Genomic DNA, 26652 nt, shown 5'->3' on the forward strand with positions numbered 1-26652 from the left:
ATCCTTCAGCTTCGCCTCAGGATGACAGGAATTTGACTCAGAATGACGGGATAGGTTATGGAAAAGTACATCGAAAAATTTGTGCGGTATTTGGAGATTGAGAAGAATTATTCTGCGCATACGATTATAAATTATAAATTAGACCTCCAAGGTTTTAATAAGTTTATCGCAGGCACTGACCTTGAAAAAATAGATTACCTGATGCTTAGAAAATATTTGGCGGTCTTAAAGGAGAAAAATTTAGGATTGCGTACTGTGGGCCGGCGGCTTTCATCACTACGCAGCTTTTTTAGGTTTCTTTGCCGTGAGGGGTATATTAAAACTAATCCTATGCTTATGCTCTCTAGCCCTAAATTGGATAAACACTTGCCTTCTTTTATGACTGAGGAGGAGGTTTATAAATTAATTGAATCGGCGCATAGCAGGAATAAAGATGATTTGTTAGGTTTACGCGATCGGGCAATCTTAGAATCATTTTATTCCAGTGGCTTGCGTATCTCGGAGTTAGTGGGATTAAACTTAGAAGATATTGATTTTATCAGTGGTATTCTTAAAATAAGAGGTAAAGGCAAGAAAGAAAGAATAGTACCGATGGGTGAAACTGCACTTTTGGCTATCCGTAAATACCTGGATAAAAGAAAAAAACAAACAGACGCCATATTTTTGAATAATAACAGCCGGCGGATTACTACGCGCGGGGTGCGTTTTGTATTGGAAAAGTATTTAAAGGCAGCAGGGACTAAGCCGGGGGTTTCTGCCCATACCTTTCGTCATTCTTTCGCTACGCATCTTTTAAACCGCGGCGCAGATCTGCGTACAGTACAGGAGCTCCTGGGCCATGCGAATTTATCCACCACGCAAATTTATACGCATTTAACTACCGAAAGATTAAAAAATGTTTATGATAAGGCGCATCCGCATGCCTGAGGTAAAAGTATGTTTATAATTTATGATTTAATATTTATGATTTTTGCGTTTCTGTATTTACCGTTGTATTTATTAGGCGGAAAATTTCATCAGGGATTCGCCAGGCGTCTGGGTAGCCTGCCGGAGGATTTAAATCTGGATAGGCCGATTTGGATTCATGCGGTAAGCGTAGGTGAAGTTATCTCTATAAAAGAACTAGTTACCCAGTTAAGAAAAATATATCCGCAGAAAAAAATAGTTATTTCTACGGTAACTGCTACGGGAAATAAAATTGCAAGAGGCTTGGTTAATAAAGAGGATTTTTTAACTTATCTTCCTTTAGATTTTAGTTTTATTATAAGTAAGGTACTTAAAAGGATTAACCCCTGTGTTTTCATTATTGCTGAAACCGAAATTTGGCCGAATTTGATCAGCTGCTTGTATAAACACAAGATACCGGTAGTTACGGTTAATGGCAGGATTTCAGATAATTCTTATGGAGGGTATCGGGCGATTAAATTATTTATTCGTCCGGTTTTAAACAAGGTTAGCCAATTTTGCTTGCAATCGGATGTGGATGCTTTACGATTACAAAATTTAGGAGTCAGAAAAGAAAATATCCAAGTTACGGGGAATGTAAAATTCGATATTAATTTGGAAGCTGCCGTTGGGATTAATGCTTCAGTTTATCGGCAAAAACTTTTCTTTGACCAGGATGATAAACTATTAGTCTGCGGAAGTACGCATCCTAAAGAGGAGGAGTCTATATTTAAAGCTTATCAAGAGATTTTGGTTTCATACCCTAAATTTAAACTTCTTATTGCTCCTCGGCATCCGCAGCGCAGTAAAGATATTGGAAACTTAGCAACAGATAATGGTTTTATGCCGATTTATATTTCAAGTATTAGCGATTCATGCCCCGTTAGAAGTGGCGACCCGCGCCGCGGGACTTCTAACGGGGCGAGCCCGGCTTGTATTAATAAATCGGTATTTATTCTTGATGTTATGGGAGAATTGTTTAATTATTATGCTGCGGCGGATATTGTTTTTATGGGTGGTAGTTTGGTTAAGAGAGGCGGCCATAATATCCTTGAGCCGGCAAGCCTGAAGAAACCGGTAATTTTTGGGCCGTATATGTTTAACTTTCGGGATATCAGCGAACTGTTTTTGAAAAATAAAGCCGCTAAAATGGCGCATGATCAAAATGAATTAACTATTAAAATAAAAGAAATTCTTAGTAATCCTGTTGCAGCTAAAGAAATGGCTGAACGTGCCTATGGATTGATTATTGCCAACAGAGGTGCTACTATAAAGAATATTCAGGTTATTCAGCAAGTAACCTGGAAACTGTTTCGCAGCTAATCGGGAAATGGGGGTCTAAGTATTCATGGGAGGCAAATATGTCTGGAGATATTTATCTGACGCAAGAAGGTTATGAAAGATTAGTTACTGAGTTGGAACAATTAAAAACAGTTAAGCGCCGGCAGCTCTCTCGCGCAGTGGGGGAAGCTAGGAGTCATGGGGATATCAGTGAGAATGCTGAATATGATGCGGCTAAGGATGCACAAGCTCACAATGAGAAGCAGATTATGGAACTAGAGGATAAACTGGCGCGCGTGCGTATATTGGATAAGGATATGCCTAGTGATGAAGTTTTGATTGGTGCTACGGTAAAATTAAAGGATATGGATACTGACGAAGAACTTGAATATACTTTGGTTTCGGAGTTGGAGGCTGATTATAACCAGAATAAGATTTCCGTTACTTCTCCGGTTGGGCAGGGGTTATTGGGGCATAAGGAGAATGAAGTTGTAGAAATAAAGATTCCTGCTGGGATCTTAAAATATAAAGTAATCAAGATATCACGGTAAATTTGTAATAGTTCAGTTTTAAGGAGTAGTTGTGTCATTGCGAGGAGCGATAGCGACGAAGCAATCTAAAAAAAGATTGCTTCCCCTTCGCTTCGCTCAGGGTCGCAATGACACTCGTCTGGTACCTCCAAGAGCTGAATGATTACTTAAATTTTAAATGCAAGAGAAGATTGGCCATTTAAAAGTAGATATTTTCAAGATTAAGAATAGGGCAGGATTTGCGGCTGTGTGTTTTGAGCATCTTACTGAAGGTAAAACTCCTCAGGAAGCCTACGATCGTATGATTAAGGCTTTACGCAGGAGCAACCGTAAGCAGTAGATAATAGAATATTTTGGATAAAAAAATAAGAAATCAGGATTTAAAATTTATGCGCCTAGCGATAGATATAGCTAGGGAAGGGATAAAGAAAGGCCAAACTCCTTTTGGCGCATGTATTGTAAAAAATAATAAAGTTATTGTCTGTGACCACAATGTTGTCTGGAAAGATACGGATATCACTGCTCATGCCGAGATTATCGCGATTCGCCACGCCTGTGATTTGTTAAAAAGTATAGATTTATCTGGATGTACCATTTATTCTACATGCGAGCCCTGCCCGATGTGTTTTTCTGCCTGTCATTGGGCCAGGATTTCACGTATAGTCTTTGGATGCTCAATAAAAGATGCCAAAGATTTTGGCTTTAATGAACTGGTTGTATCTAATTTGAAGTTAAAGCAATTGACTAAGAGTAAGATTGATATTACTTCGGGTTTATTGGTAAAGGAAAATATCGCGCTTTTTGAATTTTGGCAGAAGCAGTCCGCAGGTAAAGCTTATTAGGAGGGGTTAATGTATAAAGCAGAAGTTACTCATAATTCAGATTTTGCTTTTACGGTTAAAACAGGTGAAAGTGAATTTATAATCGACGCCAAGGGTAAGGGATTGACTTCGTTAGATGCGCTTTTAGCCGGATTAGGCAGTTGTATTGGTGTGTATATTCGTAAATACTCGCAAGGGGCAAAATTAAACCTGGAGAATTTTAAGGTAAATGTTTCCGCAGAGCTTTCTGCTCAGGCTCCGTTTTCTTTTAGGGAGATTAATGTTGATATAGATTTAAAAAATTGCCAGTTAGATGAACGTAGGCAGAAGGCATTACTTGAATTTATCAAGAATTGCCCTGCGCATAACACTTTAAAAAGTAGCCCTCAAATCGAATTCAAGCTGATATGCTAGATATAAAAGTAAGACAATCCGGAAATATTGTGATTTTAGATTTGAGTGGCCGCATAGATGCAGATTCGGCGAATCTTGTGGAGGTAGTCGGCCAATGTGTGCGTGATGGGTATGTGGATATCCTTTGTAATCTTGAAGACGTTGAGTTAATAGATTATATGGGTATTTCGGTAGTAGTTATTGCCTATAAAGAAGTAGTTAATCATCAGGGGAGGATAAAATTTGTGAATGTTCCAGTGCATCTTAGAGGAGTATTTGCGATTTCCGGTACCGATAGGGTAATTGAGATTTATGCCAGTGAGGAGCAGGCTCTGAACAGTTTCAAGGAAGATAAGATTATCGAAAATATCAAGAAAATGCAGCTGCGCCGTAGGTTTAAGCGTTTACCGATTGACTTGAAAATAGAATTGAAATCTAAGAAAGATGATTCTTCTTCATGCCTAAAAGTTGATATCCTTAACTTAAGCGCAGTAGGGGCTTTCATATTTGGCTGTGGTGAATTTAAGCTTGGCGATGAAGTAGTGCTTAAGATGAAACTTGCTCCGAAACAGGAGGAACTAGAGCTTAAGGCGCGTGTTGTTTGGGTTCCGGATAAAGAAGTTCAGAGGCATGAGTATCCGGGAATCGGAGTAGAGTTCAGTAATATCTCTACAGCTAATCAGCAAAAACTAATCGAATTTATCGAGCGCAATTTTTCTTTTATGTCTTCGGATTAAAATACCTATCTTATTGCAATTCTTAAGTTTTTATCCTTGAAATCATTTGCCTCTGTATCCCTTGTGTGATATCATATTTCTTTAAAGCGAGTATATCTTAGAGCACTCCGCGCTTAAGGGTGTTGCGCAGGTTTTCCTCTGCGGGAAGGAGAATTAGCTATGGATTGGAAAGTTTTTGTTGCTACTTTTGGAGCGGTATTTTTTGCGGAATTAGCGGATAAAACTCAGTTAGTTGGGATTGGTATGGCTGCCAAAACTGGTAAGCCTTTATCTGTCTGGATGGGGTCAGTTAGCGCTTATATTCTGGTTACATTGATTTCGGTCTTTTTAGGGGCAATTATGGCAAGATTTATCAGGCCGGAGTTAATTCGTTATATCGGTGCATCTATGTTTATCCTTATCGGATTCTTAATGCTGCTTAAGGTGATTTAAGCCATGCTCTCACAAAGAGAATATCTTTACAATTTGGTTACCGGCAAGATAAAAGGGCCTGTCGCGGTATTTTTAAGGCTATTTTTATTTATGCTTTCACTTATCTATGGTTTAGCTGTGGTTAGCTTAGTGGCTTGTTATAAAAGAAGGTTTGTGCAGCTGGGCGCCAAAGTTATTAGCGTGGGTAATATCACTTTGGGTGGTACAGGTAAAACTACCTTTGTTGAATATCTATCTAATTTATTAAGTTTGCAAGGTAAAAAAGTTGCTGTATTAAGCCGGGGTTACCGCCGGGCTCAGGGCATAGGAGATGAGCCGGCAATGCTACAGAGAAAACTTCCCTTTGTCCATGTAATTGTAAATAAGAATAGAATTGAGGCTGCAGATGAGGCAATCAGGCAGTATGCAGCAGATACGCTGATATTGGATGATGGTATGCAGCAGTGGAAAATATTCAAAGATTTAGAGATTGTGACGATTGATGCCGGAGACCCTTTTGGTAACGGCCGTATGCTTCCGGCAGGATTTTTACGCGAGCCACTAACTGCTTTAAAGCGCGCGGATATTTTTGTATTGACCCAGGTTGGTTTAGCCAAAGATACCAGTATTCTTACTGATAAATTAAAGCGCATAAATTCCAAGGCTTTGATTATTGAATCAATCCATAAGCCCGATGGGTTTAACAGTGTTTCTAATCCGGGTGAATTTTTAGAGCTAGATGCGCTTAAGGAAAAAAGCGCATTGATATTTTCCGGTATCGGTAATCCCCAGGGGTTTGAAAATTGTATTGATGAACTGGGAGTTAATATTACAAAAGCTTTAAGATTCGCTGATCACCACGATTATACGCAGGCAGATATTGATGATGTTATTAAAGAGGCGCACCAATTAAATTTAGATGCCATTATTACAACGCATAAGGATGCTGTAAAGATAAAGGAGTTTCAAATCAAAGGGGCTAAGATATTAGCCTTGAACATAAAACTGAATATAACCAAAAATGAAGCAGAATTTAATCGCAGACTACTTAAGCTGTATTCTCTTTAGGGTTTTGAGTTTTTTTACCTCTTTCATACCCCTAGATTTTAGCCTTTTTTTAGGCAGGAGGCTGGGGGATCTTATTTATCTATTCGATAGGCGGCATCGGGTAATTGCCTACGCTAATATCAGAAAGACTGTTGCAGATAAACTTGATTGCGCATCTAGCGCAAGGATTACACGCAGGGCTTATCAGGCATTTGGACAGAATCTTATTGAAATTTCTTTTATCCCGCGCATAAATAAGCGGTATCTTAAAAAATATATTCAGATTGAAAATGAGGATTGTATACAGAAGGCTTTTAATAGAGGTAAAGGTGTAATTTTCCTCATTGTGCATGAGGGTAACTGGGAGTTATCCAATATTATTTGCGCGAATTTAGGTTTTCCTTTTCTTCTGTTTGTGCGTGATCAGGGTTTCCCGAAATTAAATGCCCTACTTAACTCTTACCGGCTTAAACAGGGAGCGATGATTATCCATAAAGAAGGTGGCCTGCGTCAGCTGGTTGAGGCGTTAAAGAGTAACCAGGCAATTGGGATGACCGTGGATCAGGGTGGTAAGAGCGGAGAGATTGTTAAATTTTTCGGTAAAGAAGCTTCCATGTCGGTTGGCGCGGTAAAGTTAGCAATAAAATTCGATTGTTCAATAATTCCAGTTTTTTATACACGCATTAAGGGCCCATATACCAAAGTAATTCTGGACCAAGTTTATACAGCAACTAGAACTAATAATCCTGAAAGTGATTTAAGGGAAAATTTACAAAGATTAATTAACGTTTACGAAGGGTATATCCGTAAATATCCTCATGAATACCTCTGGACTTATAAAATCTGGAAGTATGGTTTGGAAAGAGAAATCTTGATTCTTTCTGACGGAAAGACCGGGCATCTGCGCCAATCGCAAGGTTTAGCTAAATTAATTGGGCAACAGTTGGCTAACCGCGGCATAAAATATAATTTATCTATTCAGGAGGTAAAATTCCACTCAAGGCTATCTGAATTTATATTTAATTGGGCACCTGTGGTTTGCATCCGTTGCCTGTATCATGTTTTAACTAATGAGAGCTGGCAGAGTTTGGTGAGTTTTAATCCAGATATAATAATTTCTGCCGGAGGATCAATTTCCCGGGTCAATTATCTTCTGGTAAAAGAAAATTATGCCAAATCCATTGTTTTGATGCGCCCAACCAATATATCTTTAAAGAAATTTAATCTAGTAATTATACCTGAACATGATTGGCCACAAGGCCATGGTTTGGCCTCCTTTGGCCAAAGCCACAGGCCGGTTAAAAGGGAGAATGTGGTATCTACTGAAGGCGCGCTTAATTTAATCGATTCAGATTACTTAAAAGAAAAATCTATTAGCCTAGAGCAGTCTAATCTTTTAAAAGTCCGTTTGTCCACTCCATGTATTGGAGTTTTAATCGGAGGAAATACTAAGAAGTTTTCTATTGATACACATGATATAATAGAATTATCTGGTCAAGTCAAAAAAGTATCCGAAGAATTAAATGCAGATATACTTATTTCTACTTCCAGGCGTACCAGTGTTGCAGTAGAGCGGGTTTTGAAGGATGAGTTCAGCACTTATACGCGTTGTAAGCTTTTGGTTATTGCCAATGAAAGTAATAACCCTGATGTTGTTGGCGCAATACTGGGATTAAGCAATATAATTATCTGTTCGCCGGAAAGTATCTCGATGATTTCTGAAGCTGTCTGCGCAGAAAAGTACGTCGTAGTATTTAAGGGGCGCGGCCTTAGCAAAAAACATGAATGTTTTTTAAAGAACTATCAGGATAAAGGATATATATATTTAAATAAAACAAATGATTTAGCAGACGGCATTAAAGAAATATGGCTAAATAAACCCAAGATAAATATTCCTCAGGATAATTTAAAGGTAGCTGAGGCGTTGAATAAAATACTATGAAAATACTGCAAATATTACCTGAGCTTAGTGTAGGGGGAGTTGAAACTGGTACATTAGATCTCTCCAAATATTTGGTGCGCCTGGGGCATAAGTCAGTAGTTGTTTCTGCCGGCGGTTCCTTAGTTAAAGAGTTGGAAACTGCCGGCGGTAAACATTATACGCTGGCAGTAAATAAAAAATCCATTATCTCAATTTTTAAATTAATTCCGGTATTGGCAGAAATAATTAAAAAAGAAGAGATTGATATCGTGCATGCCCGCTCTAGGGTCCCTGCTTGGATTGCCTATTTTGCCTGTCGAAAGACTAAAGCGGTATTTATTACTACCTGTCACGGTTATTACAAAAAACATTTTTTTAGCTCGGTAATGGGCTGGGCAAAAAGGGTGATTGTTTTAAGTAATGTGATTGCCAGGCATATGATTGAAGATTTCTCTGTGCCGCATGAGCGCATTAGGCTTGTGCCGCGCAGTGTGGATTTGGAAAGATTCAAATATCTTGATCCTAAAGCAAAAAGGAAAGAAGATTTTAATGTCGCAATAATTGGCAGGATTACTCCTTTAAAAGGGCATCTGCATTTTATTAAGGCTATGGCGCGAATTTCTAGGTTTTTACCGCGGCTCAAGATTTGGATTGTAGGTGATGCTCCTGCATCCAAGGAGGCGTATAAAGAAGAGGTTCAGGTTTTGGTGCGACGCTTAGGGCTTTGGCATTGCACGGAATTTCTGGGTACGCAACGGGATATTCCCGGAATACTCGCCCATTTAGATTTGGTGGTTTTAGCCACAACAACTCATGAGGCTTTTGGAAGAGTGGTTGTTGAGGCGATGGCTGCCGGGGTTCCGGTAGTTGCTACTAAAGTCGGTGGTGTAGTCGATATTATTGAAGACGGCAAAAACGGCCTCTTAGTACCTCCGGCAGATTCTAAAAGCATGGCAGATGCTGTAATGCGTATTTTTAAGGATGTGGAATTAGCTGTTCAGCTGGCAGAGAATGCTTACTTAAAAGTTAAAGAGAAATATAACGTAGAATTGATGGTTAAGAATACGCTGGATGTTTATCGCGACGCAATAAGTAATTTTAAAATACTGATTATCAAATTTAGTTCTTTAGGGGATATAATTCTGACTACGGCGGCATTAAGGGCAATCCGGGAGAAATTCAATAAAGAAAATTTTAAAATAAGTTTTTTGACTTCCGAAGGATCCAAGGATATTCTTTTGAGAAGCCCTTATATTGATGAGTTATTGGTTTGCGATTTGAAAAATAAGGATAAAGGTGTAACTGGTTTATTGGGAGTTGGGAAAATTTTAAGAAATAAGAATTTTGATATCGTTATTGATTTGCAGAATAGCCGTAGAAGCCACCTGTTGGCTTATTTAAGCGGTTGTATTAATCGTTATGGTTATAGTAATAAGAAGTTTGCTTTTTTACTTAATCATACTGTTGAAAACCAGAAGTCTCCAATTGACCCGGTAACTCATCAGTTTCGAATCTTAAAGATGCTCGGGATTGACCTTTTGGATAACCGCCTGGAAATTTGGCCTTCTGGCGAAGACGTAAAAGCAGTAGATGAACTTTTGAATGCTCAATGGTTGAGCCAGGCTCAGAAGATTGTAGGAATTAATCTTAGCGCATCCAGAAGATGGATCACCAAACGTTGGCCGCTGGAGCATTTGATTCGTTTGTGTGAAGAACTGGAATTAAAAGATATTCGGGTAATTGTTACTGGTACTCAAGATGATTTGCCTTTTGCGAATATGCTTTTTAGTTCTTTGAAGAATACCAAGATTATTAATGCCTGCGGTAAAACTACTATAAATGAGTTGGCGGCCTTGATTAAGAAGTGCCAGGTATTTATATCTGTAGATTCTTTTCCTTTGCACATTGCTTCTGCAGTTGGCACTGCATTTATTGCTTTATTCGGGCCAACTGACCATCACCGGCATCTGCCGCCTGGTAAAGATTATACTGTGATTAACAAAGGCTTAAATTGCAGTCCCTGTTACAAAACTAAATGCCGCTCTAAGCGTTGTATGATTGCAATCAGTCCTGATGAAGTATTGGAAGCAGTGGAGAAGTTATTAAAATAAACTCTGTACCTTCAGATATTCAGTTTTAAAAGGTAGAGGGTTTCAAAGAATTAGTAAAGGAGAAGGTGCGAGGTGAACATACTTTTCATCGCTAACCATCTTAACGTAGGAGGGGTATCTAGCTATTTGTTTACTTTAGCTAGCGAATTAAAACAAAATGGCTTTAATGTTTATGTGGCCTCAAGCGGTGGCCAATTAGTTGAGAAATTTGTTGCTTCAGGTATAGTTCATATAAAAGTTTCCCTAAGGACGAAAAATGAGCTTAGCCCTAAGATCATTTTTAGTTTCTTTAAATTAAGAAAAGAGGCCAAGAGATTAAAAATTGATTTGATACATTCTAATAGCCGCACTACTCAGGTTTTAGGAAATTTATTAAGCCGCGCTTTGGGTATCCCGCATGTCTTTACCTGCCATGGATTTTTTAAACCCAAGCTATCGCGGCTGTTGTTTCCCTGCTGGGGTGAAGGTGTGATTGCTATAAGCCAGGAGGTCAAAGAGCATTTAATAGCCGATCTTAAACTAGATGAAAAAAAGATAAGCGTAATAAATAATGGTATTGATACTAATAATTTTGGAGATTTTTCAGCAAGAAAGAAGGTGCGTAAAGATTTAAGTATAGGCCAGGAGCCTTTGGTTGGTATTATTGCCCGCTTATCCGATGTCAAAGGCCATGTCTACCTTATTCGGGCGATGAAAAAAGTTATGATGAGTTTTGCCTCTGTTAAGTTGTTGATTATCGGTGAAGGCAAGATGAAAGAAATATTAATTAAAGAGGTGGAGGCCCTGGATATTAAGAACAATATTTTGTTTATTCCTGAAGCCAGGGTAAGCCAGGAGTTACTTGGGGCAATGGATATTTTTGTTATGCCTTCATTACAGGAGGGATTGGGCTTAGCACTTATGGAGGCGATGGCTCAGGGGCTTGCTGTGATAGGCTCGAAGGTCGGAGGGATTAAAACTTTAATTCAGGACGCAGTTAATGGCTTATTAATTGAGCCGGCTGATGTTGAAGGTTTAACTGCGGCAATCATAAGATTGCTTGCTGATAGTAATTTACGCCGTTCTTTAGGAGTAAACGCGCGTAAATTTATTATCGACAATTTTTCTAAAGAAAAAATGGTTGATAATACGCTAAGGGTCTATAATCAATGTCTAAAATAAAAAAATTAATTGTTGTTTTTTTCTTGGCAATTACCGTAGCCTTTCTTATCTGGCTGCGTGGCCAGTATATATTGCCGATCGTGATGTATCATTCGGTTACTCCGGAGGCTAGAGTGGAGAATCGCCTCCAGGTCTCCGATACTTTATTTAAACGCCAAATGGAATTTTTAAAAAGCCATCATTACAATGTGGTTTCATTGGAGGATGCAGGCAGGATGATTAAGGAACACGGGAAAGTTCCTGCTAAAACCATTGCCATAACTTTTGATGATGGTTACGAGGATAATTACATCTACGCCTATCCGGTTTTAAAAAAACTTAAGATTCCGGCGACAATATTTGTTATTGTTAATCGAATTAAGGTGGGCCCTGGTAAGGATATTTTAAGTTGGGATCAGATTAAGGAAATGCAAGCATCCGGTTTGATTACTTTTGGTAGCCATACTTTAGACCATGCATATTTGCCCGAAGTTAAATCTGAGGAAGAATTGAGAAGGCAGATATTTGAGTCTAAAAAAACACTTGAGGAAAAGTTAGGCGTTCCGATTAATACTTTCTGTTATCCGGCGGGTAGATTTGACGCGCATGTAAGAGATTTAGTCGCTCAGGCAGGATATAAATTGGCGGTTGCTACTGGCCTTGGTAAGAGGTTTTCTAATCAGGATGTGTATTTAATTAAAAGAGTACGTATTTCTGAAACGGATAATCTTTTTGATTTTTGGGTAAAAACCAGCGGTTATTATAATTCATTTCGTAACCATAATACTAGATGAATAAAAAGCATTCTGAAAAACGTATCCTAATTTTTAATGTTAATTGGCTTGGAGATGTTTTGTTTTCCAGTGCCGCGATCAGGAATATTCGCAGGAACTATCCGCAAGCCTACCTTGCCTGTATAATCCCCAGCCGTTGTTATCAGATACTAAAAGATAATCCTTATTTAGATGAGGTAATCATTTTTGATGAGAGGGATAGGCATAAAGGGGTGATTTCTAAGCTTAGTTTTATTAGCCTGCTTAAAAGCAAAAAATTTGATACTGTATTTTTATTGCATCGATCATTTACGCGCGCCCTTATTTGCCGGCTTGCCGGAATTCCTGAGAGGATTGGGCATTATACGAAGAAGCGTTCTTTTCTTCTGACTAAAAAAATCATTCCACCCAAAAGAGATTCACTGCACCGCATAGATTATTATCTGGATGTGATTGAAAAAGCGGGCCTGCGGATTGAAGACAGATACCTGGATTTCTTCTTTACATCTTTAGATGAGGAGTATGTTGAGAATTTTTTAAATAAAAATTCTATTGGTAAAAGTGATTTTTTAGTAGCAATAAACCCCGGAGGCAACTGGCTGCCTAAGCGCTGGCCCGTCGATTATTGGGCGCAGCTAGCCGATAAATTAATCAATGAATTGGGTTTAAGAGTAATAATCACCGGTAGCGCTGCTGATTCAAAGTTAGCACTTCAAATTAAAGAAAGAATGAAGGAACTCCCATTAATTGTTTGTGGGGCTTTCAATATCAAGCAGCTCGGCGTACTGGCAAAAAGGGCAGATTTGTTCATTACTGCCGATACTGGTCCAATGCATATTGCCAATGCCGTAGGGTGCAAAAATATAATTGCAATTTTTGGGCCAACATCCAAAGAAGTTACTGGGCCGTATCCTGCTAATAATGTCGTTATACTGCAAAAGGATGCAGGTTGTCCTATACCGTGTTATAAGCTAAATTGTCAGGACAGGCGTTGTATGAAGGCGGTCACTCCCAGTGATGTTTTGGCAGAAGTTAAGAAAATAAGAAAGCTATGAAAATACTTTTTATAACTTTAAGTAATATTGGAGATTGTGTTTTGACCCTGCCGGTTTTAGACGCCTTGCGCCAGGAGTATCCGCAGTCTAGGATTACCTGCCTTGTACCTGAGCGCCCTAAAGAGATCTTTATTAATAATCCTGTAATTGAGAATGTTGTTATTTTTGATAAACATGCCAAATTAATCGATAAGATTAAGTTATTTATTTCTTTAAGCAAGGAGAAATTTGATTTAGTTATCGATATGCGTAATAGTTTTTTTGGAGTTTTTCTACCTGCTAAAAAAAAGAGTACGCCTTTACGTATAATTCCTTCTAGGATTAAACATATGAAGGACAGGCATCTTTTTTGGGCGGGTTTTACCGATTATTCTTATAAGAATAAAGATTACCAATCATTGGTTATTACTCCTGGAGATTTTGATTATGTCGATAATATCTTTAATGGGCAGGGACTAGCTAAAAGTGAAAAATTGATTGTAGTTGCGCCTGGTTCTAGAAGCCAGGTTAAATGCTGGGATAAGCATAATTTTAGCCAACTTTGTAACCAGCTTAAAAAAGAGGGCAAGGATATAGTTTTAGTTGGAGACAAAGGCGATCAATCTATATGTTCATATGTGCAACAAAATTCTTCTCCTGGAATTTTTAACCTTTGTGCAAGGACAACGCTAGGGCAACTTGGCGCTTTGTTAAAAAAATCCCAGCTTTTAATTACCAATGATAGCGCAGTGATGCATTTGGCAAGTTATTTGAATGTTCCTGTTGCTGCTATCTTTGGGCCGACGGATGAAAAGAAATATGGGCCTTGGTCGCAGAAGAGCATAGTTATAAAGAAGGATATCTTCTGTCGTCCCTGTGAAAAAGCGCAATGCCATTTTGGTACACTGGCTTGTTTGAGTTGTATAAAGCCGCTAGATGTGTTAAAGCAGATTAAATCCTTATTGTGTCATTGCGAGGAGTCCGCCATTGGTTCAGTGGCGGACGACGCCTGCCCGCCAACGGTTCAGTGGCGGGAAGCAATCTTTGCAACTAAAAGATTAAAGGAAAAAAGTAAACAATACCGCAGGATTCTTATTGCACGCACTGATCGTATCGGGGACGTGCTTTTATCTACGCCGGTAATCTATGCTTTGAGGAAAAAATTTCCACAGGCATATATTTCTATGATGGTTGCCCCTTATGCTTTGGATATTATAGAAGGTAACCCTTATCTGGATGAGGTTATTATTTATGATAAAGACCAAAAACATAAGAGTTGGTGGCGTTCTTTTAAATTTTCTAATAGGCTTAAGAAGAAAAAATTTGATTTGGCAATTATTTTACATCCGACAAACCGGCTACATTTAATAACTTTTTTAGCCGGAATTCCGCATCGACTGGGTTATGATTGTAAACTTGGTTTTTTGCTTAATCTGCGCAAAATTCATACAAAGCAGGAGGGTTTGCGGCATGAGGCAGAATATAATTTGGATTTAATTTCTGAATTAGGTATAGCCGGTAATCCAGAAGATTTATTTATGCCCATTAAAAAGGAATCAGAGCAATATGTCGAGGAGCTGTTTAGAAAAGAAGGTATTAGTAAGACAGATAAAATATTAGCGATTAATCCTGGAGCAAGCTGCCCTTCAAAGATTTGGCCACATGAGCGTTTTGCGCAAGTTGCCGAAAAGCTATCTAAACGATATGATTTTAAAATTCTGATTCTAGCCGGGCCAAAAGAAATGTATTTAGCAGATAAGATTGCCCATGAAATTAAAGATAAGGTGGTAAATCTGGCAGGGAGGACTTCAATAAGCCAGTTAGCCAGCATCCTTAAAAGGTGCACCCTATTTATTTCTAATGATTCCGGTCCGGTGCATATCGCTTGCGCCTTAGGCACGCCGGTTATCTCAATTTTTGGCCGTAATCAAGCAGGCCTTAGCCCGCGGCGCTGGGGGCCTTTGGGCAAACATGGGAAATATCTGCACAAGGATGTAGGCTGTATTCAGTGCCTGGCGCATAATTGTAAAAAAGAATTCACCTGCCTTAAGGCAATCAGCGTTGATGATGTAGTCTGTGCCGCTGAATCGATTTTAAATAGGTAGTTACCAACAGCGCCTTGTTTTTTAGCTAGTAGTTGTTTCATGGGTGGAGAAGTTTATAGGGTTTTAGTGGGGGCGAATATGAACGTTAAGAAAATCATAGCTAGAGAGGGTTTGATTCTATTGGGAATCGTAGTCTTGGGACTGATTGTGTATTTTATAAGTAGGCACTTAAATGACATTTATTTGAGGGGACATTGGGAGGCTAAATTTAAAGTTATAAAAAATATGAAATATTCCTTGATAGGTTATACCCCATATATAAGAATGATGTCTTTGGGTTTAAATATAGCTGTATTTGGTTATCCTGTTGTTGCTCTTATCCGTTTTATCCTCTGGTCGGCAAGGATATTAAGGGAAAAATAAGATTAAAAACGAAAGAAATAAAAGGGGACGGTTCTATTTTTAGTAAAATTATTGTTAGATCTTGTTACCTCCTACGTCTATTGCAACAGGAGGTAAAAGATGAAAATTATTATTCCGGATGAAGTAATTGAGCAAAAGATATTCTTGATACGTGGACACAAAGTTATGTTGAGTAATCATCTTGCTCAGCTTTACGGAGTTAGTACTAGCGCATTGACGCAGGCAGTTAGGCGTAATATTGAAAGATTCCCTGAAGATTTTATGTTTTTATTGAAGCGGGAAGAAATTATGAACTTATCACAATTTGTGATAAGTTCTAAACTAAAACATGCTCCTAATGTTTATGCTTTTACTGAACAAGGAGTGGCAATGCTCTCAAGCGTTTTACGTAGTAAAAAGGCTATACATGTCAATATCGCCATTATGCGGGCATTTGTGAAACTACGTCAGATTCTATCTTCGCATAAGGAATTAATACATAAATTAGAAGAGTTGGAGCAAAGAATTGGAAAGCATGATGCAGCAATAAAGGATATTTTTGGAGTGATCCGTCAACTAATGGAACCGCCTAGTCTAAAAGAAAAAGTAATAGAAGGTTTTCGTGCTCCAAAGTAGGATTTCAAATAAGCTTTTGAAAGTGTCAAGAAGGATCACTTAGGGATAAAAGATAGAATACTTTATGGTGTGTGTTTTTGAAGACCCGCTATCCCTATTAGTATAGCGATAATACCAAGAGCTACTGGTATAAAAAATAATAGAAATTTAAAATGGGAGCGCATAGTTTTTACTTCGGTATCGTTATCTTTAATTATGTTTTCTAACCCTGAAATCTTTTTATTGAGTTCATTAATTTCTTTAAGGGCGTTATCTCTTTCTATAGTAATTTGAGTATTGTTTGGATGTGTATGGAGATAATTAAGTATTTTTGTTATTGTTTCACTCAAGCTAATTATACCTTTTCCATAAATCTCAAATCCGTCAATTATCCAATTAAAGAATCCTAATAACCCCCAAATTACTACTATGGTAGAAGACGTAAATACAGATGCTAATAAAAACAACCTCAACGAGGAGTACATGGGGATAATTGTAATTACAATCCAAATGATTACTAGAATAATAAAAATTATTGGTTTCGGTGGTTTTATTTTCATTCCTTAATTATACTCTTAAAAAATGATTATACCAAGGAAAAAAGTTGGTATATTTTTGATATTGTGAAACAGATGAGAAGATGGAATAAATAGGAATGTTTTTTATTCTAACGGATGGCGAGCCTTGGTTTCTGGCAGCATCTCAAAAATTCGAGCGGGCACGGTTGCCCGCAATAAATGTCCCGGCAGAGCGAGAATTTTTGCCGAAGCGAAGATTTTCCACGCTGGGGAAAATCGAGCGGTGCGGCCAGAAACCAAGGCTCGACAGGACCCGCGTAAGCATCATAAATATCTATTTGATTTAGCGCTAAATTATGATAAAATCATTTCTCTATGATTAATCTAAAGAAGGTTAAAACATATTCGGTCAAGAACCGCCTAAGCAAGGTGAATAAGGCGGATTTTGCGCTTAAGCCTGCCAAAGGTAAGAGCTTTAGTGATTTCCTGGGCTCTTTGCCTAATATCTTAAAAGCAAAAGATTTATGCGCGGTTTCAACTGATATTGTGGCTGCCCGTAAGAAGAATAAAGGGGTAATCTTTATGGCCGGAGCCCATGTGATTAAGTGCGGGCTTAATCCGGTATTAATTGAGCTGATCAAGAAAAAAGTAATTACCTGTATATGTTTAAATGGTGCAGGGATTATCCATGATTTTGAGATTGCTTTTCAGGGGAAGACCTCTGAAGATGTCGCTGAAAATCTTAAAACCGGAAGGTTTGGTATGGGTAAGGAGACTGCGGACTTTTTAAACTGCGCAGCCTCGGAAGGGGTAAAGAAAGGTTTTGGGTTAGGATATGCCGTGGCTAATGCGATTGCCACAACAGATTTAACCAATAGAGATTTAAGCCTGCTTTATAATGCGTATAAATATAAGGTACCGGTTTGTGTTTTTGTCGGGATCGGTACAGACATAATTCATCAGCACCCTTCATTTGACGCTGCTTCTACAGCTACTGGTTCTTTGCGTGATTTCCATATTCTCGTAAATAATATTGCTTCTCTAAATAAAGGGGGAGTAGTTTTGAATTTCGGTTCGGCTGTTATGCTACCTGAAGTATTTTTAAAAGCATTGAATCTTACCCGTAATCTGGGGAATAAGGTTAAAGATTTTACCACGGCAAATTTCGACATGATCCATCATTACCGTCCGTCTCAAAATGTAGTTTCCCGGCCGACTTTATCAGGCGGTCGAGGCTATTACATTATCGGCCACCATGAAATAATGTTGCCCATGTTAGCCCAAAGTGTAATTGAGAAGATATGAAAAATCTAAAGAATATAATCCGTAGATTCAATAAAGCAAAAATTTTGGTAGTTGGTGACCTGATTCTTGATGAATATATTTGGGGTAGCGTTGATAGGATTTCTCCTGAAGCGCCTGTTCCGGTTGTTTGGGCAAATAAGCGTACCTTTGTGCCGGGTGGGACCGCCAATGTGGCTAATAATATTAGTTCATTCGGAGCAAGAGTTTCCTTACTTGGAGTTACGGGTGATGATGCCAACGCTAAAATTTTACTTAATGAGTTAAAAAAAAGAAAAATTAGCTCCCAAGGGATTTTTGTTGAGAATAACAGGCACACAACTGTGAAAACCCGGATCTTGGCTGGCCATCAGCAGGTGGTTAGGGTTGATTGGGAGCATACGCATGCTCTTGCTGAAGAATTAAATGCAAAAATTTTAAAATATATTGAGAAAAATATCAAGTCTTTCGATGCAATTATTATTGAAGATTATGGTAAAGGCGTAATTAACGTGGCGCTGCTTAAGGAACTCATTTCTCTGGCCAAGATCAATAAAAAGATTATTACCGTAGATCCTAAAGAAGAAAACTTTCGGTATTATCATGGAGTTACTGCGATTACTCCTAATCGTAAGGAACTGGAGAATGCCATTAGGAATCTTAAGATACAAGACACGGCTAACCGCTTTAGAATAAATACCGATAAATTATTCACGGATAAGGATGTGGATATAGCGGCACGGGAGATCTTGGAATATTTAAATTTGGATTCTATTCTTATTACTTTAGGCGAACAGGGTATGAAATTGCTAGAAAAAGATGGCTATCTTACGCATATACCGACGCAAGCCCAGGAAGTTTTTGATGTATCGGGGGCAGGGGATACGGTAATTAGTATTTTTACGCTAGCCCTTTGTGCCGGTGCTTCAAAATTAGAGGCAGCGCATATAGCGAATTTTTCCGCAGGTATTGTAGTTGGTAAACTGGGAACAGCAGTTACAAATCAGGCAGAACTTTTAGAAAGAATAAAATAAAATGGATGTAATCGGAGTTATACCAGCTAGGTATTCATCTACAAGATTTGCGGCTAAAATGCTTGCTGATATCATGGGTAAACCAATGTTGCAGCATGTTTGGGAGCGTGCTAAACAATCACGCATGCTGGATGATTTGATTATTGCCTGTGATAATGAGATTATCCTCAAGGCTGCTAAAAAATTCGGAGCAAAAGCTGTAATGACCTCCAAGCAGCATACCTGCGGTACAGATAGAATTAGCGAGATTGTCAATCCTCTGGAGGTAAAGGTCATTATTAATATTCAGGGAGATGAGCCTTTGATTCACCCGATGATGATTGATAGTGTTGCCAGGGCATTATTAGAAGACAGGATTCTCAACATGGCAACACTGATGAAAAAGATCGAAGATGTTCGGCAAATTACCGATCCTAATGTGGTAAAGGTAGTGGTAGATAAAAATAGTTTTGCTCTGTATTTTTCCCGCGCACCAATTCCATTTTTAGCTGCGAATGCTGAAATCGAGCAAGTGAATTATTATAAACATATAGGTCTTTATGGGTATACCAAAGATTTCCTTTTTACTTATAAGAATCTTCCTGCCTCTAACCTTGAGAAAACGGAGAAATTAGAACAGCTGCGTGTTTTGTCAGCCGGGTTTAAGATTAAAGTAATTGAGACTCCATATGACACTATCGGAGTGGATACTCCTGAAGACTTAGAAAGAGTAAAAGAGCGATTGCAAAAGGGGATAAGCTAATGCATCAAGTTAATGTAAAAAATATAAAATTTGGGGATAAATTTCCACTTGTGCTTATTGCCGGCCCTTGTGTAATCGAATCGGAGAGTTCTGCTCTTTGCGCCGCCAGGAAAATTAAGGATATCGCGCAAGGCCAAGGTATACCATTTATATTTAAATCCAGTTTTGATAAAGCTAATCGGCTTTCTATTAGTTCTTATCGTGGTCCGGGTTTAAAAAAAGGCCTGTTGATTTTGAAAAAAGTAAAAGATCAGCTTAAGGTTCCTATTCTCAGTGATGTGCATTGTGTAAAAGATATGGCTCTAGCAGCTGAAGTATTGGATATTATTCAAATTCCGGCATTTTTGTGTCGTCAGACGGATATTGTGTTGGCAGCTGCGGCTACTGGTAAGGTGGTGAATATTAAAAAGGGACAGTTTCTTGCTCCTTGGGATATCTTGCCAATAATTGAGAAGGTCGAATCAACGGGCAATAAACAAATTTTGATTACGGAAAGAGGGGCTAGTTTTGGGTACAATAACCTGGTTACTGATTTACGTAGTTTAAAAATTATGCGTGATTTTGGGTACCCTGTAATTTATGATGCTACGCATAGTGTGCAACTTCCCGGAGGTAAAGGCACTTGTTCCGGAGGCCAAAGCGAGTTTGTTGCAGGGTTATCCCGAGCGGCAGTAGCCTTTGGTTGCGATGGTTTATTTTTAGAGGTACACAGTGACCCAAAAAATGCGCCTTGCGATGGGGCCAACATGATTAATTTTAAGGAGTTGGAAGATCTTTTAAAACAGATAAAAAAGATTAGGCAGGCCTTATGAAGATGAATTTAATTAAACGGGCAAGAGAAGTTTTGGAGATTGAGGCGCAGGCAATAAAGTCACTCCAGGGCCGCCTGGATAAAGATTTTATTAAAGCCATAGAATTAATTCTTAAATGTAAGGGTAGGGTTGTTGTCAGTGGAATGGGGAAGACCGGAATAATCGCACAAAAATTTTCGGCTACTTTAGCTTCTACTGGGACCCCAAGTTTATTTTTACATACCGCAGAGGCAATTCATGGAGATTTGGGTAAAGTTACTGGAGATGATGTCGTAATTATTCTTTCTAATAGCGGTTCGACTGAGGAAATGAAACAGCTTTTGCCTATACTTAAAAAAATAGGCTCTCCGATAATTTCTCTTACCGGTAATCCAAAATCAATTCTTGCCAGATACAGTGATGTAATTTTGGATGTTTCGGTTAGAAAGGAAGCCTGTCCATTAGGCCTGGCTCCTACTGCTTCAACTACCGCAAGCCTTGCTATGGCTGATGCTTTAGCGGTATGTTTATTGGAGAAAAAGAGTTTTAAAGAAAAGGATTTTGCATTTTTTCATCCCGGAGGAGCTTTAGGCAGGCGGCTGTTTTTAACCGTAGAAGATATTATGCGCCGGGGGCAAGCAAATGCAATTGTCCAGGAGGATAAAAAAGTTTCACAGGTCTTATTTGCTATAACACGTGCCCGCGCCGGTTCGGCGATTGTTGTCGATAAGCATGGAAAGCTAAAAGGGATTTTTACCGATGGAGACTTAAGACGGCACTTAGAGAGCGATCAGAATTTACCGAATCGCCAGATCCGGGATGTAATGACTAAAAATCCTACGGTAGTAAAAAAAGATATGTTGGCTGCCGAGGCAATGCGTATATTGCAGGCTAAGAAAATTGATGAAGTTCCGGTAGTGGATAAGTTTATGCGGCCGCTTGGATTATTGGATGTGCAAGATTTACTTAAAGCAGGATTAGTTTAGATGGCTCAGCTTAGCGAAGAAGAATTAAAAGCGTATTTTAAAAGAATTAAGTTATTATTACTGGATGTAGACGGAGTTTTAACTGACGGCAGGATAATTTATGATTCCCGCGGCCGTGATTCCAAGTTTTTTGATGTGCATGATGGTTTAGGTGTTTTTGTATTGCATAAATGCGGGATTAAGACTATTCTTATTACAGCAAAAAGCTCCAAAAGTATCTTGCCGCGGGCAAAAGATATGCATGTCGCGGAAGTTTTTGCCGATATTTTTCCCAAGACAGCTGTAATAGAAAAAATTTTAAAGAAATACAATGTAACTTTAGATGAAATTTGTTTTATGGGGGATGATCTGGTAGATTTGTCGCTTATGCGTAAGGTTGGTTTGCCTGTTGCAGTTGCCAATGCTTCTGGCGAAATAAAAGAGGCAGCTCTTTATGTGAGTAATCGTTTGGGCGGCCGCGGTGCAGTTAGGGAAGTGGCAGAATTGATTCTTAAATCACAAGGTAAATGGAGAGATATTTTAGGATTTTATGGGGCTTAAAAGGATAGTTTTAGTTTTTATATTTTTATTTCTTGTTTGTACTAGCCTCATAGCAGAAGAAGCTGAAGAAACAAATACCGTTACTTCGCCTAAACCTACCAATGGATCTCCTCAGCAGATTGGAGATTTTACACTTTCTGGTTCTGGTGACAAAGGGAAGAAAGCTTGGGATTTAGCAGGAAAATCAGCCGATATTTATAATGATGTAGTTAAGCTTAAAGAGGTAGTCGGTAATCATTATGGGGAAAATAATGATAACATAAATTTGACTGCCGATAAGGGGGATTTTAACAAGGGTAGCGGAGTAGTGCATCTGGAAAAGAATGTGGTAATTACTACATCTGGCGGAGCAAAGCTCACTACGGATTCTCTTGATTGGGATCGTAAGCAGCAGATGCTTAAAACCCTGGATAAAGTTAATCTGGCGCGTTCGGATATGAATCTTTCCGGAGAAGGAGCGCTGGGCCAAACCGCTTTAAAGCAGGTTATGCTGGAAAAAAATGTACGTTTGGATATTCAGCCTTTGGATAAACAAACCAACAAGAAAGAAAAAATTGTAATCACCTGTGATGGTCCTCTGGATATCAATTATGATAAAAACATTGCCGTATTCAATAATAATGTTAAAGTGGTAAAATCGGATTTAACAATTTTTAGCGATAAGCTGAAAGTTTATTTTACCCCTAAACAGGATGACGGTAAAAAGGATCAGAGCTCGATTGCAATGTCTAGCTCTATTAACAAGATTCTTGCTTTAGGGAATGTGCGTATTTTGCGCGGTGAAAATATTTCTTATAGCCAAGAGGCAATTTATACTGCGCTAGATAAAAAGATAACGCTAACCGGAAGGCCACAGATAATTATCTATCAAACGGAGGGTATGAGTGCGGCTTTTGGAAACTAAAGGATTAGCCAAATCCTATGATGGTAGAGCAGTTGTAAAGGGGGTTGATATAACGGTCAAGCGTGGGGAGATCGTTGGCCTCTTGGGCCCAAATGGAGCCGGCAAGACTACGACTTTTTATATGATTGTAGGGATAGTCCCTCCAAATCGCGGCACGATTGTTTTCGATAATCATGATATTACTAACCTGCCAATTCATGAGCGGGCGCGTTTTGGCATTGGGTATCTTTCTCAGGAGGCTTCAATCTTTCGTAAACTTTCAGTCCAAGATAATATAAACGCGATACTAGAAACTTTGCCTTTAACTAAAGCGCAGAGGAAACGTAGGTTGGTTTCTCTCTTAGAGGAATTAAATATTGCGCATTTAGCAAAAAATAAGGCATATACCTTAAGTGGCGGAGAAAGAAGGCGCCTTGAAATTACCAGAGCGCTGGTAACTAATCCTTCTTTTATACTTTTGGATGAGCCATTTTCCGGAATTGATCCGATAGTGGTTAATGAAGCACAGGAAATTATCAAAGAATTAAAAGCAAAAGGTTTGGGGATTTTATTAACTGATCATAATGTACGTGAAACTTTAGCCATAACGGACCGGGCATATTTGATCTCAGACGGCTCAATTCTTATAACAGGCACGGCGCATGAACTGATTAATCATCCTCAGGCGCGCCAGGTTTATTTAGGTGAGAAGTTTCATATGTGATTTCGCCTGCATTTTGGCGAGGCGAAATCATCCTCGAACGTTTTAATCGGGGATCCATTATGATTCTGAGTAGTGTAATAGATTCCCGCTGGAGTTTACCCTCGAATGGTTTAATCGAGGGCGGAATGACAAATTATGTGTTTGATGTAAAAATTGATACAAAAGGGAGAACAAATGAAAATTGAAGTTAAGAAACTAGATGATGTAAAATGCCAGATTAATGTAGAAGTAAATGGGGAGCAGGTAAAGAATAAATTTGAGGAAGTATTTTCTCAGATTGCAAAAGAAGCAAAGGTGCCGGGTTTTCGCCCGGGGAAAGCGCCAAGAGATGTTTTAGAGAAACATTATGGGACGGTTGTACATGAGCAGGTTTTGAAAGAAATGGTTCCGGATGTCTATAATCAGGCAATTTCTGCCGAGAATATTGATGTAATTGAGCTCCCACAGATAACTGATGTGAAACTTGATCGCAGCAGCCTTTCTTTTAAGGCGGTTGTGGAGGTAACTCCAGAAATTACGATTAAAAATTATAGGAACCAGAAGATAAACTTTAAAACAATTACGGTTTCAAGCGAGGAAATAAAAAGGCAGATTGATTCTGTTAAAGAGTCGCGCAAAGCAGAAGTTTTGGATGATAAATTTAGCCGTTCTTTAGGTTATCCTAATTTAGCGGAATTAGAGAAGGCAGTGGAGAGGCAGATTTATATTAATAAAGAAAATCAGGAGCGTACGCGTATCGAAAATGAATTAATTGATAATTTGATGAAGGGTTTGGAATTTAAGTTACCGCAAGGATTAGTTGCGCGTCAGACTCAGGATATGCTGCGGCAATCAAAGATTGATTTAGCGATGAAAGGGGTACCGCGAGATAAAATTGACGAACAGGATAAATTACTATTGGAAGGTATTGAGCCTGAGGCAAAGAAGCAGGTTAAGGTGTATTTAGTTTTATCCCAGATTGCAAAAAAAGAGAATATTCCTGTAGATGACCATATGCCTGCTAAAGTTATGGAGTTTTTATTAAGAGAAGCCGATTGGGTGTTAGCTTAAAATGAGATCAAACAATAAATCCGAAACACTAAACTCAAATTAAAGATTAGCTGTAAGTTATAAGCTTTAAGCTTATAACTTAAGACTTATGGCTTATTTGGGGTTTAGAGTTTTCAAAGGAGGAGAAAAGATGAGTATAAAAAATCAAATTTTAGTACCTATGGTAATTGAACAGACCCCGCGGGGTTTTGAACGTGCTTATGATATTTACTCGCGTCTTTTAAAAGACCGTATTCTATTTATTGGCACTCCCATTGATGATTATGTAGCAAATCTGGTGATTGCCCAGCTACTTTTTTTGCAGATGGAAGATAAGGATAAGGATATAAATGTTTATATTAATTCTCCTGGAGGTTCAGTTACTGCCGGCCTTGCAATTTACGATACAATACAATTTATAAAATGTGATGTAGCTACTTATTGTGTGGGCCAGGCAGCAAGTATGGGGGCGGTTTTATTGTGCGCAGGTACTAAAGGAAAACGTTTTGTACTTCCTAATTCCCGGGTAATGATACATCAGCCATGGGGAGGAGTTCAGGGAGCCGCCGCTGATATATCGATTCAGGCTAAAGAGATTTTAAAATTGCGTGATCGGATTAATGAAATTTTAGCCTTTCATACCGGCCAGTCTTTAGAAAAAATACAGAAGGATACAGATCGAGATTATTTTATGTCTTCCCAGGAATCAAAAGATTATGGTTTGGTTGATGAAGTAATCTTACCGGAACCAAGAAGGAAAGAGAGGAAAGAAAAATGAGAAAAGAATATTTATTAACACCAGGGCCTACTCCTTTACCACCGCAAATAAGCCTGGCAATGGCTCGGCCGATTATTCATCATCGTACACCGCAATTTCAGGCAATTTTGAAAGAGGCAAGTACTGGATTAAAATGGGTATTTCAGACGGAAAATGATGTTTTTATTATATCTTCTTCAGGAACCGGGGCGATGGAGGCGGGGGTAATAAATTTACTTTCATGCGGTGATACCGCTTTGGTAGTACAAGGAGGAAAATTCGGAGAAAGATGGACTGAGATTGCTCGAGCCTATGGGATCAATGTTGAGGTTATTGATGTTGAATGGGGAAGAGCGGTTAGCCCGCAGGAGATTGGTAAAAGATTAAAATCCAATCCCCAGATAAAAGTGGTATTTACTACTCTTTGCGAAACTTCAACTGGAGTAGATAATGATATTGCTGCGATTGCTGCAGTAGTCAAAGACACTAGCGCCGTTTTAGTCGTAGATGCAATCAGCGGCTTAGGAGCTGTTGATATAAAAACAGATGCCTGGGGGGTTGATGTGGTGGTTGCCGGTTCGCAAAAAGGATTGATGCTTCCTCCGGGATTAGGTTTTATTTCAGTTAGCCCTAAGGCATGGAAATTGGTAGAGTTTTCAAAAAGCGGCCGTTATTATTTAGATCTAAGAAAGGCAAAGAAAGCTTATGATAAAAACGATACACCGTTTACATCATCAATTACTTTAATTGATGCTTTAAATGAAGCTTTAAAGATTATGCAGAATGATGGTTTAGAGTATATATTTAAGCGCCATAAAACTATGGCCGATGCAACGCGCGCCGCAATGAGGGCTATTGGCCTTGAATTATTTGCTCCGACTGCATCTAGCGATGCTGTTACGGCAGTAAAGGTGCCTGGTAGTATTGATGGTGAAAAGTTAGTTAAGACTATGCGTGATACTTATGGGGTTACAATTGCCGGCGGCCAGGATGAATTAAAGGGCAAGGTTTTCCGTATTGCGCATATGGGCTATATTGCTGAAAGCGATATCATTACCGGTTTGTCTTGTTTGGAAAAGGTGCTTACTCAGATGGGGTATAAATTTACTTTAGGTGCCGGAATAAGGGCAGCGCAAGAGGTATTTTTAAGATAGAGATAGG

29 protein-coding genes are annotated in these 26652 nt (G+C 38.8%); 28 read left to right on the forward strand and 1 reads right to left on the reverse strand.

The window, feature by feature from the left end:
* The first annotated feature begins 57 nt into the window (after positions 1-57).
* The 17 genes from xerC to PHC29_00350 all read left to right on the forward strand — a co-directional run bounded on the left by xerC (position 58) and on the right by PHC29_00350 (position 16227).
* Positions 58-927 carry a tyrosine recombinase XerC gene (gene xerC / locus PHC29_00270; protein ID MDD5107934.1) on the forward strand — a complete coding sequence of 290 codons (870 nt, stop codon included), beginning with the start codon at positions 58-60 and terminating at the stop codon, positions 925-927.
* A gap of 9 nt (positions 928-936) precedes the next feature.
* Positions 937-2268 (forward strand): 3-deoxy-D-manno-octulosonic acid transferase, encoded by a 1332-nt coding sequence (locus PHC29_00275; protein ID MDD5107935.1) that lies wholly within the window; start codon positions 937-939, stop codon positions 2266-2268.
* A 38-nt stretch (positions 2269-2306) separates the two neighbouring features.
* A complete protein-coding gene (gene greA, locus PHC29_00280) occupies positions 2307-2777 on the forward strand; it encodes a transcription elongation factor GreA (GenBank protein MDD5107936.1) in 471 nt (156 codons plus the stop codon).
* Between the two features lie 157 nt (positions 2778-2934).
* On the forward strand, positions 2935-3096 hold the full coding sequence (locus PHC29_00285) for a hypothetical protein (protein ID MDD5107937.1): 162 nt from the start codon (positions 2935-2937) through the stop codon (positions 3094-3096).
* A gap of 13 nt (positions 3097-3109) precedes the next feature.
* A complete protein-coding gene (locus tag PHC29_00290) occupies positions 3110-3598 on the forward strand; it encodes a nucleoside deaminase (protein MDD5107938.1) in 489 nt (162 codons plus the stop codon).
* Between the two features lie 9 nt (positions 3599-3607).
* Positions 3608-3991: an OsmC family protein gene (locus tag PHC29_00295; GenBank protein MDD5107939.1), complete on the forward strand. Its 384-nt coding sequence runs from the start codon at positions 3608-3610 to the stop codon at positions 3989-3991.
* Positions 3985-4707: an anti-sigma factor antagonist gene (locus PHC29_00300; protein MDD5107940.1), complete on the forward strand. Its 723-nt coding sequence runs from the start codon at positions 3985-3987 to the stop codon at positions 4705-4707. Before PHC29_00295 ends, PHC29_00300 begins: the two co-directional genes overlap by 7 nt.
* Before the next feature lie 159 nt (positions 4708-4866).
* On the forward strand, positions 4867-5139 hold the full coding sequence (locus tag PHC29_00305) for a TMEM165/GDT1 family protein (GenBank protein ID MDD5107941.1): 273 nt from the start codon (positions 4867-4869) through the stop codon (positions 5137-5139).
* 90 nt (positions 5140-5229) lie between these two features.
* A complete protein-coding gene (gene lpxK / locus PHC29_00310) occupies positions 5230-6186 on the forward strand; it encodes a tetraacyldisaccharide 4'-kinase (GenBank protein ID MDD5107942.1) in 957 nt (318 codons plus the stop codon).
* Positions 6140-8107 carry an ELM1/GtrOC1 family putative glycosyltransferase gene (locus PHC29_00315; GenBank protein ID MDD5107943.1) on the forward strand — a complete coding sequence of 656 codons (1968 nt, stop codon included), beginning with the start codon at positions 6140-6142 and terminating at the stop codon, positions 8105-8107. The genes lpxK and PHC29_00315 overlap by 47 nt, the downstream gene beginning before the upstream one ends.
* Positions 8104-10197 carry a lipopolysaccharide heptosyltransferase II gene (gene waaF, locus PHC29_00320; protein MDD5107944.1) on the forward strand — a complete coding sequence of 698 codons (2094 nt, stop codon included), beginning with the start codon at positions 8104-8106 and terminating at the stop codon, positions 10195-10197. The genes PHC29_00315 and waaF (PHC29_00320) overlap by 4 nt, the downstream gene beginning before the upstream one ends.
* Positions 10198-10269: 72 nt before the next feature.
* The gene (locus PHC29_00325) at positions 10270-11358 is read left to right on the forward strand and encodes a glycosyltransferase family 4 protein (GenBank protein ID MDD5107945.1); all 1089 of its coding nucleotides are present in this window, start codon (positions 10270-10272) and stop codon (positions 11356-11358) included.
* The gene (locus tag PHC29_00330; protein MDD5107946.1) at positions 11346-12131 is read left to right on the forward strand and encodes a polysaccharide deacetylase family protein; all 786 of its coding nucleotides are present in this window, start codon (positions 11346-11348) and stop codon (positions 12129-12131) included. Before PHC29_00325 ends, PHC29_00330 begins: the two co-directional genes overlap by 13 nt.
* Positions 12128-13165 (forward strand): lipopolysaccharide heptosyltransferase II, encoded by a 1038-nt coding sequence (gene waaF, locus PHC29_00335; protein MDD5107947.1) that lies wholly within the window; start codon positions 12128-12130, stop codon positions 13163-13165. The genes PHC29_00330 and waaF (PHC29_00335) overlap by 4 nt, the downstream gene beginning before the upstream one ends.
* Positions 13162-15249, forward strand: a complete 2088-nt coding sequence (gene waaF, locus PHC29_00340; protein MDD5107948.1) for a lipopolysaccharide heptosyltransferase II — start codon at positions 13162-13164, stop codon at positions 15247-15249. The genes waaF (PHC29_00335) and waaF (PHC29_00340) overlap by 4 nt, the downstream gene beginning before the upstream one ends.
* Positions 15250-15327: 78 nt before the next feature.
* Positions 15328-15612 (forward strand): hypothetical protein, encoded by a 285-nt coding sequence (locus tag PHC29_00345; protein MDD5107949.1) that lies wholly within the window; start codon positions 15328-15330, stop codon positions 15610-15612.
* Positions 15613-15711: 99 nt separating this feature from the next.
* On the forward strand, positions 15712-16227 hold the full coding sequence (locus PHC29_00350) for an ORF6N domain-containing protein (protein MDD5107950.1): 516 nt from the start codon (positions 15712-15714) through the stop codon (positions 16225-16227).
* Between the two features lie 62 nt (positions 16228-16289).
* On the opposite strand, the gene PHC29_00355 is transcribed toward PHC29_00350, so the two are convergent.
* The gene (locus tag PHC29_00355; GenBank protein ID MDD5107951.1) at positions 16290-16673 is read right to left on the reverse strand and encodes a hypothetical protein; all 384 of its coding nucleotides are present in this window, start codon (positions 16671-16673) and stop codon (positions 16290-16292) included.
* A gap of 426 nt (positions 16674-17099) precedes the next feature.
* On the opposite strand from PHC29_00355, the gene PHC29_00360 reads away from it, so the two are divergent.
* From PHC29_00360 to PHC29_00410, 11 genes are all read left to right on the forward strand, one after another.
* Positions 17100-18029: a deoxyhypusine synthase family protein gene (locus tag PHC29_00360; protein MDD5107952.1), complete on the forward strand. Its 930-nt coding sequence runs from the start codon at positions 17100-17102 to the stop codon at positions 18027-18029.
* A complete protein-coding gene (gene rfaE1 / locus PHC29_00365) occupies positions 18026-19039 on the forward strand; it encodes a D-glycero-beta-D-manno-heptose-7-phosphate kinase (protein MDD5107953.1) in 1014 nt (337 codons plus the stop codon). Before PHC29_00360 ends, rfaE1 begins: the two co-directional genes overlap by 4 nt.
* 1 nt (position 19040) lies before the next feature.
* A complete protein-coding gene (gene kdsB, locus PHC29_00370) occupies positions 19041-19781 on the forward strand; it encodes a 3-deoxy-manno-octulosonate cytidylyltransferase (GenBank protein ID MDD5107954.1) in 741 nt (246 codons plus the stop codon).
* The gene (gene kdsA, locus PHC29_00375) at positions 19781-20593 is read left to right on the forward strand and encodes a 3-deoxy-8-phosphooctulonate synthase (GenBank protein MDD5107955.1); all 813 of its coding nucleotides are present in this window, start codon (positions 19781-19783) and stop codon (positions 20591-20593) included. Before kdsB ends, kdsA begins: the two co-directional genes overlap by 1 nt.
* Positions 20590-21558: a KpsF/GutQ family sugar-phosphate isomerase gene (locus PHC29_00380; protein ID MDD5107956.1), complete on the forward strand. Its 969-nt coding sequence runs from the start codon at positions 20590-20592 to the stop codon at positions 21556-21558. The genes kdsA and PHC29_00380 overlap by 4 nt, the downstream gene beginning before the upstream one ends.
* Entirely contained in the window at positions 21559-22098 is a 540-nt protein-coding gene (locus PHC29_00385) for an HAD-IIIA family hydrolase (protein MDD5107957.1), read from the forward strand.
* Positions 22088-23002: an LPS export ABC transporter periplasmic protein LptC gene (gene lptC / locus PHC29_00390; protein ID MDD5107958.1), complete on the forward strand. Its 915-nt coding sequence runs from the start codon at positions 22088-22090 to the stop codon at positions 23000-23002. Before PHC29_00385 ends, lptC begins: the two co-directional genes overlap by 11 nt.
* Positions 22983-23705 carry an LPS export ABC transporter ATP-binding protein gene (gene lptB, locus PHC29_00395; GenBank protein ID MDD5107959.1) on the forward strand — a complete coding sequence of 241 codons (723 nt, stop codon included), beginning with the start codon at positions 22983-22985 and terminating at the stop codon, positions 23703-23705. Before lptC ends, lptB begins: the two co-directional genes overlap by 20 nt.
* Before the next feature lie 174 nt (positions 23706-23879).
* Positions 23880-24755, forward strand: coding sequence for a trigger factor (locus PHC29_00400; protein MDD5107960.1), 876 nt, complete (start codon positions 23880-23882; stop codon positions 24753-24755).
* A gap of 130 nt (positions 24756-24885) precedes the next feature.
* Positions 24886-25512, forward strand: a complete 627-nt coding sequence (gene clpP, locus PHC29_00405) for an ATP-dependent Clp endopeptidase proteolytic subunit ClpP (GenBank protein ID MDD5107961.1) — start codon at positions 24886-24888, stop codon at positions 25510-25512.
* On the forward strand, positions 25509-26645 hold the full coding sequence (locus PHC29_00410) for an alanine--glyoxylate aminotransferase family protein (protein MDD5107962.1): 1137 nt from the start codon (positions 25509-25511) through the stop codon (positions 26643-26645). Before clpP ends, PHC29_00410 begins: the two co-directional genes overlap by 4 nt.
* Positions 26646-26652: the final 7 nt, after the last annotated feature.

Source organism: Candidatus Omnitrophota bacterium, assembly GCA_028712255.1.
In the GTDB taxonomy this organism is placed as follows: domain Bacteria; phylum Omnitrophota; class Gorgyraeia; order Gygaellales; family Profunditerraquicolaceae; genus UBA6249.